Origin of the sequence: Flavobacterium sp. CG_9.1 (assembly GCF_015751645.1) — a bacterium.
In the GTDB taxonomy this organism is placed as follows: domain Bacteria; phylum Bacteroidota; class Bacteroidia; order Flavobacteriales; family Flavobacteriaceae; genus Flavobacterium; species Flavobacterium xanthum.
Genome location: NZ_JADOVC010000070.1, coordinates 1 through 2,114 on the forward strand (window position 1 = coordinate 1; position 2,114 = coordinate 2,114).

The following is a 2,114-nucleotide window of genomic DNA, read 5'->3' on the forward strand; positions in this document are numbered from 1 at the left end:
CTCTTCTTGTTCTTGACATAATTCTGCTAATTTAAGGTTTTTAATCCTATCTTAATTTAAAGCAAAAAATTGTACGTTTTTTGGGGAGCAGCATAGTTGGAGTTATTAATTAATATCTCAATTACCCGAGGCTATCCTATGGATAGCCTCTTTTTAAAATATTCTTAATATTAAATATCATAAACATGAATTTCAAATTATCCAAGTATATACATATTATTGACAATCCAGAAATATTAGATTCAAATGCTATACTCTATTCAACAAGAACAGGTATCTCAATAGAGCTATCTAAAACAATACTTGATGATATAGTAGCGCTAAATTTTTCTAATATTCCTGATGAGATTATAGCCAAAATTATTCAAATGGAAGTGTATGTTCCTTTAAATGAAAATGAAATGCAGGAAATATTAACTGCTAATAAACAATTTGTCTCGGATGATGACAAACATACTTTAACATATATAATACAGCCTTCTGGAAATTGCCAATTAGGTTGTCATTATTGTGGCCAATTGCATACAAATAAAGTAATGAGTCAAGAAGTTTTAGACCTATCGTATCAAAGAATTGTTCAGAAATGTAATGAGATGGATGATATAAAAGCAATGCACATCACGTGGTATGGTGGTGAACCTTTAACAGGACTGTCTGCTTTATCGCAATTATCATCTAGGCTTATCAGCTTTGCTAACGAACGAAATCTTAAATATTCGTCGGATATAATAACAAATGGACTTAATTTAAAGTATTCTTTATTTGAAAAATTAGTTAGTGAGCATAAAATTACTAATTATCAAATTACAGTTGACGGTATGAAGGAATTTCATGACAAAAGAAGAATGTTGAAAAATGGAGAAAAAAGTTTTGATATAATAATGAATAATATTGAAACAGTTGTACAGTCAGATCTATATAAAAACAATGCATTAATTAATTTTAGATGTAATGTAGATGCAGAGAATAAAGATACGGTTCTTGATTTTATAGATTATTTACAAGAAAGAAATATTCTACCATATGTTAGCTTTTATGTTGCTCCTATACACGATTGGGGAGATAATAAAGCTACAATAAAAGGCATTTCAAAGCAAGAATTTGCAGATTTTGAAATCGAGGTTTATATGAAATTATTTGAATACGATGGATTAAAAAGCAAAACAATAGTGCCTGAAAGAACAAAAAAACCATGTATGGTAGTTAGTCAAACATCAGAAGTATTAGATGCTTTTGGGAATGTTTCAACCTGTTGGGAAGTGCCATATACGCCATACTACGATGATTCTATATATTATTCAGGAAATATTACAAAAGAAGAAAATGTATCTACAAAAGATGCCCATATGAGAAATTGGTTTGACGAAATACCAACCAATGATTCTTGGTGTAAATCTTGCAAATTTCTACCTTTATGTGGAGGTGCTTGTCCTAAAGACTGGCATGAAGGAACTCCTGCATGTCCATCATTTAAATTTAATATTGACGATAGAATTTTATTGCAAAGATATATAAACAATCAAAATTAATAATTTATGAATCAAACAATAAATAATATCTTGGATAAAATTAATGACAATGCTATTTTATCAATGGAACAGGTGCAATTTCAGAATAAACATATATTTGATGATTTAAGCAATGATTTTAAGTCAGAGTTAGGAAAAGAAGCTTTAATGTCTCTTTACTACTACATGAGTATTTCAGAAAAAACACTAAATCAATATAGGCGAAGAGAATTATTTCAAGCAAATCAAAACTTTAAAACGTTGCTATCGTTAGAGAATCTATTTTCAGAGCCTGTGAAAAATGGAATGCTTAGTTTACATAATTCATTATTATCCTATAAAAATTATGTCGATGGAAAATATGAGTTAGCTATAAATGAAATTGATGAAGCAATTAATCTAGCGATCGAACAAAGCAAAACATTTCCATATTTCATTATTGTAATAGGCGAGCAATGGTTAAATAAAATAAGAGTTTATATTAAATTGCAGAATTTAGATGAAACCATAAATATGCTGCGACCTATTCACGATGCAACTTTTTCAAAAACTTAAGATAGTTTTTAAGTTTTAATTTTCTGTTGCGCGGCTGAAATCGGAAATAAC

At 28.9% G+C, this 2,114-nt stretch carries 2 protein-coding genes; both read left to right on the forward strand.

Features of this window, described 5'->3' with window-relative positions; all coding sequences use genetic code 11:
* Positions 1 to 185 precede the first annotated feature (185 nt).
* A complete protein-coding gene (locus IWX83_RS17010; RefSeq protein WP_196831347.1) occupies positions 186 to 1,529 on the forward strand; it encodes a radical SAM/SPASM domain-containing protein in 1,344 nt (447 codons plus the stop codon).
* A gap of 6 nt (positions 1,530 to 1,535) precedes the next feature.
* The gene (locus IWX83_RS17015; protein WP_196831348.1) at positions 1,536 to 2,063 is read left to right on the forward strand and encodes a hypothetical protein; all 528 of its coding nucleotides are present in this window, start codon (positions 1,536 to 1,538) and stop codon (positions 2,061 to 2,063) included.
* The last annotated feature ends 51 nt before the right edge of the window (positions 2,064 to 2,114 follow it).